Below are 6,854 nucleotides of genomic sequence, written 5' to 3'. Positions count from 1 at the left end.
TACTGCACAGGCATCTCCCAGCCCGCAAAATCAACCAACTTACCCCCCAACTCAACATGAAGGGAGTGCAACGGCGTGCGTTTTATGGATGTCATGGCGGGCACCTTTTTTCTGCAGTTAATGGCCGGAACTCATACCTGTCAGTCTGACTCAAGCTGCACAAAATGCAACGATTCAGCCCCGAATTTTGCTAACTCACCTCTGCCATGGCAGGTCTGCATACGGACGCATACATCAATAATATTCCTATAGGAAACCTTTTTTCGTTAGGCAACACTCCTTGTGCAGAACCAATAAGACCATGTTGAGCCGTGTGCGAAACAGACCTGATACGCCCTACCAGCATCAAAGCAAATAGCTGGAAAATTGACATTTTCCCCATGCCCTATGCCGAACTGCGCAAAGACCGAACCGCATGGTCCAATACGCGCAGACCGGTGACCAGATCATCCTCAGCCGTGTCCTCGGCGAAATCATGGCTGATTCCGTTGATCGAGGGCACAAACAACATAGCAACCGGCATCAAGCGCGAGACATTGGTAGCGTCGTGCAGTGCCCCGGACGGCATCGGGCGCCAGTTGTCCGGCGCGACGGCCTGCGCACCGGTTTCCAGCGCATTGCGCAAGGTCATGTCCATGCTGACGGGCTCCAAACCCAGCATAGGGCCATATTCCAACATCATGCCCTGTTCCTCGGCCACCTGCTGCGCAGTGGTACGGATGATCTCTTCCATGCGCGCCAGCCGGTCACCATCACCATCGCGCCATTGCATTGAGAACCTCGCCCGCCCCGGCACGATAGACGATGCATTCGGATGCAGATCGACCCGCCCTATGGTCCAGACCGTTTGTGGCGTTACTACATTCTGAAAACGCTCGTTGAGCCGCGCGTTGAACAGAGAAAGAGCCTGAAACGCATCGCGACGCAGGTGCATTGGCGTGGTTCCGGCGTGGTTCTGCTGCCCTTCGAAGGTGACAACCATATCTCGGATGCCGACGATATCGGTGACCACCCCGATCCGTTCACCAGCCACATCCAATGCGGGGCCTTGCTCGATATGCATCTCGATGAAGCCATGGAAGCAGGCAGGGTCGATGAAATCCTGCGACAGGTCAGCCATCGAGGACCGCGCCGCACCAAAACTGACGCCTGCGCCGTCGATCAGATCATCCGCTTTTTCCAGAGGCAACCCGCCTGACCAGACCGCCGACCCGGTGGTGACCCCGAATCGCCCCTCTTCATCCTGAAAGCTGACGACCGAGACGGGCCAGTCACCGGAGCGCGCGATCTCCAGCGCGGCGATGACGCCCAGCGCGCCATCCAGCCAACCTCCTTCGGGCTGGCTGTCGGAGTGTGAGCCCATCAGCAGCGAAGGCCCCTCAGCCAGACCGAACAGATTGCCGACCGGATCGAAATGCGGTGTCAGGCCAGCATCCGACATCCGCCCGGCCAGCCATCGGCGCGCGGCAATATCAGCCTCGGAGTAGGCAGGTCGCACAACGCCTTTGCCTATGCCCGAAGCTCCGAATGTGCGCAGTTTGTGCAGATCGGCCAAAAAACGGGTGTGATTGACAGCCATGGCGCCCCCTTTGATGCCCGACCATAGCTATAAACCGCAACTCTCATAGGGGTTTTTTCTGTCGTGCACGAAACCGCACTGGCACCGGCCCTGAACCTGCCCTAAGACCTAAGCGCAAGAGGGATCGACATGTCACATATCACACTGGTGCGTCACGGGCAGGCCAACACAACCGCACGAGACGAGACGAACTATGACAAGCTCAGTGAGCTGGGCCATCAGCAGGCCCGGTGGTTGGGTGCGCACCTGAAGGATACACGGGCTCATCATCCGCGGGTCTATTGCGGTACCCTGACCCGGCATGTGGAGACCGCCGCAAGCATGGCCTTGCCATCGCCCGTCCGCGACGCGCGGTTGAACGAGATCGAATACTTCACCCTCGCGCAGCTGTTTCAGGATCAGCACGGAGTAACGATTCCAACCGATCGCGAGGGTTTCGTGGAGCATCTGCCCCGAACCTTTGCCGCCTGGGCCAATGGCGAGATCGACAATGCTCCGGAAACTTTCAACGCATTCGAAACCCGGGTTTCAGATGCGTTGCACGAGATTGGAACCGACGGCGGCCCGGCGATTGTTGTGACCTCGGGCGGGTTGATATCAATGGTCGTGCGGCAGGCTATGGGGCTGGACATCCCGTCGATGGCGCGTGTGGCTCTTGCCATCATGAACACGTCGATGCATCGTCTGCACCCGATTGGCGCGCAACTAAGCCCGGTACTGTTCAACGCGATCCCCCATCTGGAAGCGCCTGACCGACATTTTGCGCAGACCCACCTGTAACCTCGGAGGTTCCTGATGCAGCTATATTATGCACCCCGTACCATCTCGGTCGCCGTTGCCATCGCTCTGCATGAGTCCGGGCTGGATTATGACGCGATCCAGCTGGATTTTGCCGGCGGTGAGCAGACCAAACCCGCCTACAAGCAGATCAACCCCAAGGGCCGGGTTCCGGCGCTGGTGGTTGACGGCGGCATTTTGACAGAAACCGGGGCGCTGCTGGAATATGTTGCGGCTAGGGCGCCCAGTACCGGGCTGGTACCCGCCGATCCGGTCATGGCTGCGCGGATGCGAGAAGTTATGTATTATCTCGCCTCGACCATGCATGTGAACCACGCCCACAAGCTGCGCGGGCACCGTTGGGCTGATCAGAAATCCAGCTGGAAGGATATGAAAGTCAAGGTCGCGCAGACGATGACGGCATCATGCGCCTATATCTGTTCCAACGGACTACGCGGACCTTTTGTATTGGGTGAGGCATTTTCGCTGGCCGACGCATATCTGTACGTGGTCTGCAGTTGGCTGGAAGGCGACGGCGTTGACGTCTCGGCTTTTCCCAAGATTTTGGCGTTCCGAAAAGCGATGGAAGCGCGACCATCCATTCAGGCGGTGCGCACAGCCGGAATGCTCTGACAAAAGGAAATACGATGACACATCTCTGGGTCCGGGCAGAGCAGCGCCCGAACGAGGAACGGGTTGGATTGACCCCCGAAGGTGCCGCCGCGCTTATCGCGGTCGGTATCCGCGTGACGGTCGAGGAAAGCCATGTCCGTGCGATCCCGATTGAAAGCTACAAGAATGCAGGTTGCGAGATCGCGGCCGAGAACTCCTGGCCCAAGGCTCCGCTGGACGCCATCATCTTCGGCCTCAAGGAATTGCCCGAAGACGGCACTCCCTTGCCCCATCGCCACATCATGTTCGGCCATGCCTATAAGGGTCAGCATTCCGGTCGCGCACTCCTGCAGCGGTTCAAGGCTGGCGGTGGCACTCTCTATGATTTGGAGTACCTGGTGGATGAGGACGGCCGCCGGGTCGCGGCCTTTGGCTATTGGGCCGGGTATGCAGGTGCGGCTGTGACGCTCAAGACTTGGGCGGCTCAACAACGGGATGCGGAATGCCCGCCGGTCGGGGTCTATGCGGGCAAAGACACGCTGAATGCAGAGCTGCTGGCCGAGCTGGACGCCACCGGCGCCGACCGCCCCCGCGCTATCGTTATTGGTGCGTTGGGTCGTGTGGGCGCAGGCGCCGCTGATCTGTGCGAAGCGATGGGTGTCGCAGTCACCAAATGGGACATGGCTGAAACTGCCAGTGGCGGTCCCTTCCCCGAAATCCTGGACCATAACCTATTCCTGAACTGCATCTTCGCGCGCCCGGGTACGCCAGTCTTTGTTCCACGCTCAGCGCTCACTGCTACGCGCAAACTAACCGCCATCGGTGATGTCGCTTGCGATCCGGATAGCGATTACAACCCGGTACCGGTTTACGACCGCGCCACCACATGGGACGCCCCCACGCTGCGTGTCGCCACCGACCCGGTGATGGACGTGATGGCGATCGACAACCTGCCTTCGATGCTTCCGGTCGAAAGCTCGGAAGACTACGCCGCGCAATTGCTGCCCTCACTGCTGAGCCTGACCGATCTGGACAAGGGTGTCTGGGCACGGGCAGAAGCAACTTATGAAACTCATATCGAAGGAATCTGAGCGATGACGATTCACTGGTGTGGCACCGGCCTGTCGGCTATTCCCGGCCTGCGCCGCCTGATTGAAGGCGGGCACAAGGTTACCGTCTGGAACCGAACCATCGAGAAGGCCAAAACCGAGGTCGGAGATCTAACCGACGACATCCATGCCTTCGACATCGACGCCTTGGACACGGTGCTTGAGAAGGGCGACGTGATCGTTTCCATGCTACCGGGCGACTGGCACGTGCCGCTGGCCGAACTGGCGATATCGAAAGAGGCCAACTTTGTCTCATCCTCCTACATCGCGCCCGAAATGCGCGGATTGGACAGCATGGCTCGGGAAGCCGGCGTGGCATTGGTCAACGAAGTCGGGTTGGACCCGGGGATAGATCACCTGATGGCGCACGCGCTGGTCGCCGACTACCGCGCCTCGGACGCGTTCGATCCGCAAAACCACCTGAGTTTCATCTCTTATTGCGGGGGTATACCCAAGAACCCGAACCCGTTCCGCTACAAATTCAGCTGGTCGCCATTGGGGGTACTCAAGGCGCTGCGTTCGCCGTCGAAATCGATCCGCAATTTCGCCCCGCTTGACGTTACACGCCCATGGGACGCGATCACCAGCTATATCGCCCCCTTGCCGACGCCCGAAAGTTTCGAGGTCTACCCGAACCGCGACTCGCTGCCCTTTATGGCCGAATACCAGTTCGAGGATCACTGGACCGTCAAGGAATTCGTCCGTGGCACCCTGCGCCTGAACGGTTGGGCCGACGCATGGTCGGACGTGTTCACTGAGATCGAAACGCTTTCGGGTCCTGAAGGCGATGCGCGCCTGAAAGAGATGTCGGATCAGTTCTGGGCCGATAATGCCTATGACGAGGGAGAATCCGACCGCGTGGTTCTGTGCGTAGGGCTGAAGGCCGAGGCAGGCGGCGTTGAAGTCTGGCACAAGACTTATGTCATGGATGCGTGGGGGGACGCACGCGGCACCGCGATGGCGCGTCTGGTATCCATCCCGGTGTCATTGGCGGTCGAGGCCGTCCTGAACCGAGCAATTCCCGCAGGCGTCCACGCCGCACCGAGCGATCCGAAACTGGTGCGCGATTGGATGTCCGAGATCGACACGCTGGTGCAGCATTTGCAGATTGTGGATCATCTTGATTAGCTAAGCTACGACAGGCTGGCCAAGTCAGCGGTGGCGTTCTAGTTCAAAGCGGTGTGCGCCAGATCAATCAGGTTCTGGCGCACCTCGGGGCTGAAGAGGTTCTTGTTTGCGAGCTTCAGATCCCCGTCGTCGATATACCCATCCGGGAATACAAACTTACCGCCGTATACACAGTCAAAGACCCGCTCATTAGTGACAAATTCCTCGGCTGAGTCCGCAGGATAGTTCGACATCACATCCATTGCCGGGCCAAGATAGATCGCTTGGAAAATATACCTGAACGGCTCCCCGCCTTTCTCTGACAGCTCGGTCATCGTCTCATACCCCGTATCAGCCAATAGCTCCTCAGCAAGCTGGGGATACAGATCACCCCAGTTTTCAATCGCAATTCTGCAGTTTAGAACCGGGTAGTCACTGCGCTTTTCGCTAAACAAGGCCGGGCAATCGGATCCGGCAGCCACGCAGGCCTCAAAGAATTTCCGTCGACTGTAATCGTCGGTCAAATCCAGTCTCATGGCTTCGGCAAATGTCTATGCCGACGACTTGTACTCTTTACTCTTCAACCTGAAATAGCCTGCGTAGTTCCAAGCCCACGATCCCATTTCGTACTGCGCAACAGCTGCCTCCACCAGCGGCTCCACATCTTCCAGCCGATCCATCTTCTGTAACAGCTTGGCTTTCGTTTCCAGCGAATAGTCGTCTCCCGGCGCGCGTGCGAGCGCTGCCTCGATCGCCTCCATCGCTGCCGGGTATTCTTTGGCCCGAGCGAGCGTCATAGCCTTCCACTGCCAGGGTACGCGGCTTTCAGGGTGTTCTTCGATAGCCAGGTCGGCCTCGCGCACCGCAGCGCCCAAGTGGTTGCGCGCCAGGTACACCCGCATTTTATGTCGATACATCAACGACCGTGCAGCGGGCTTACGAACCGCCCATCTCAGTGCCTGATCACAGGCAGCAAGGACATGCTCCGGTTCGCCCGCTGTGTCCGAGCACGCAACGATCCAAGTTTTTTGCTTTTTCTGCAGAAACAACAGGCCAAGGGTGGCAAGGATGATCAAAACCGCCGCTATCTTCACCAAAGAAACAGAGCGGGGCGGGGCGCCATCAGGATGACCAGAGCTCATTCAAACAACCTAGAATATATCAAATCCGACACTAAGCAGACCATTTGTCGGTTGTCCACGTCCGCTTCATCTGACCAGAAATACTCCGAGGCGCATGTGGGACCGACCCCTCGCTCCCGTAGCACAAGCGCCGGCAGTTACATCAGATCGTTCTCGACATCCTCAGCCGATATCCCCAGCGCATCCAGCCCGTTTTCCAGATGATCCGACAGATGGGGAGTTCCGATCAGGTAATCGGCACAAGGGGTCGACGCTTCGGCCTTTGCGGTGGCGATGGCCTCGACCAAATCCTCGGCAAAAAAGCTCTCGCGACCGATCCACATGACGGCCACCAACTCGGCTTGCTCGTCCTCGCCCATCCGTTCAATGAAAGCGCGCAATTCGGCCTCGGCCCGGTTCAGTTCACGCCCCATCATGGCGACCTGGGCAATTTTTCTTGCCGAGATTTCCAACATTTGTCCCAACTCCTCGTGTTCGCGGTTCAGACATATCTGAACCCTCCCGTACGCAACCGTCTTTGATCTTGCG

Annotated in this window: 8 protein-coding genes; 4 read left to right on the top strand and 4 right to left on the bottom strand. The window is 58.5% G+C overall.

The genetic code is table 11. The features are described from left to right. Positions 1-385: 385 nt before the first annotated feature. Positions 386-1,579, bottom strand: a complete 1,194-nt coding sequence (locus BLU89_RS13625; protein ID WP_074737379.1) for a Zn-dependent hydrolase — start codon at positions 1,577-1,579, stop codon at positions 386-388. Positions 1,580-1,708: 129 nt separating this feature from the next. Here BLU89_RS13625 and BLU89_RS13620 point away from each other — a divergent pair, with 129 nt between their 5' ends. The 4 genes from BLU89_RS13620 to BLU89_RS13605 are packed head-to-tail and all read left to right on the top strand — an operon-like array spanning position 1,709 to position 5,205. Further along, entirely contained in the window at positions 1,709-2,359 is a 651-nt protein-coding gene (locus tag BLU89_RS13620; RefSeq protein WP_074737378.1) for a histidine phosphatase family protein, read from the top strand. 15 nt (positions 2,360-2,374) lie between these two features. Further along, positions 2,375-2,989, top strand: a complete 615-nt coding sequence (locus BLU89_RS13615; protein WP_074737377.1) for a glutathione S-transferase family protein — start codon at positions 2,375-2,377, stop codon at positions 2,987-2,989. Positions 2,990-3,003: 14 nt separating this feature from the next. After that, complete coding sequence (locus BLU89_RS13610) at positions 3,004-4,059, top strand: saccharopine dehydrogenase (protein ID WP_074737376.1); 1,056 nt, start codon at positions 3,004-3,006, stop codon at positions 4,057-4,059. A gap of 3 nt (positions 4,060-4,062) precedes the next feature. Continuing rightward, positions 4,063-5,205 (top strand): saccharopine dehydrogenase family protein, encoded by a 1,143-nt coding sequence (locus tag BLU89_RS13605; protein WP_074737375.1) that lies wholly within the window; start codon positions 4,063-4,065, stop codon positions 5,203-5,205. A 38-nt stretch (positions 5,206-5,243) separates the two neighbouring features. Here BLU89_RS13605 and BLU89_RS13600 read toward each other — a convergent pair whose 3' ends face one another. From BLU89_RS13600 to BLU89_RS13590, 3 genes are all read right to left on the bottom strand, one after another. Then, positions 5,244-5,708 carry a hypothetical protein gene (locus BLU89_RS13600; RefSeq protein WP_143030580.1) on the bottom strand — a complete coding sequence of 155 codons (465 nt, stop codon included), beginning with the start codon at positions 5,706-5,708 and terminating at the stop codon, positions 5,244-5,246. A 27-nt stretch (positions 5,709-5,735) separates the two neighbouring features. Further along, the gene (locus BLU89_RS13595) at positions 5,736-6,326 is read right to left on the bottom strand and encodes a tetratricopeptide repeat protein (protein ID WP_074737373.1); all 591 of its coding nucleotides are present in this window, start codon (positions 6,324-6,326) and stop codon (positions 5,736-5,738) included. Between the two features lie 137 nt (positions 6,327-6,463). Beyond that, positions 6,464-6,781: a DUF3775 domain-containing protein gene (locus tag BLU89_RS13590; RefSeq protein WP_074737372.1), complete on the bottom strand. Its 318-nt coding sequence runs from the start codon at positions 6,779-6,781 to the stop codon at positions 6,464-6,466. Between the last annotated feature and the right edge of the window lie 73 nt (positions 6,782-6,854).

It is taken from the genome of Ruegeria halocynthiae (genome assembly GCF_900106805.1).
In the GTDB taxonomy this organism is placed as follows: Bacteria; Pseudomonadota; Alphaproteobacteria; order Rhodobacterales; family Rhodobacteraceae; genus Ruegeria; species Ruegeria halocynthiae.
This window is presented reverse-complemented; position numbering and strand designations above follow the sequence as displayed.

What these genes read in the sequence shown, in the direction of transcription:
- BLU89_RS13610 (WP_074737376.1), top strand. Translation starts at nt 3,004, where the DNA reads ATGACACATCTCTGGGTCCGGGCAGAGCAGCGCCCGAACGAGGAACGG.
- BLU89_RS13625 (WP_074737379.1), bottom strand. Translation starts at nt 1,579, where the DNA reads ATGGCTGTCAATCACACCCGTTTTTTGGCCGATCTGCACAAACTGCGC.
- BLU89_RS13605 (WP_074737375.1), top strand. Translation starts at nt 4,063, where the DNA reads ATGACGATTCACTGGTGTGGCACCGGCCTGTCGGCTATTCCCGGCCTG.
- BLU89_RS13590 (WP_074737372.1), bottom strand. Translation starts at nt 6,781, where the DNA reads ATGTTGGAAATCTCGGCAAGAAAAATTGCCCAGGTCGCCATGATGGGG.
- BLU89_RS13595 (WP_074737373.1), bottom strand. Translation starts at nt 6,326, where the DNA reads ATGAGCTCTGGTCATCCTGATGGCGCCCCGCCCCGCTCTGTTTCTTTG.
- BLU89_RS13615 (WP_074737377.1), top strand. Translation starts at nt 2,375, where the DNA reads ATGCAGCTATATTATGCACCCCGTACCATCTCGGTCGCCGTTGCCATC.
- BLU89_RS13620 (WP_074737378.1), top strand. Translation starts at nt 1,709, where the DNA reads ATGTCACATATCACACTGGTGCGTCACGGGCAGGCCAACACAACCGCA.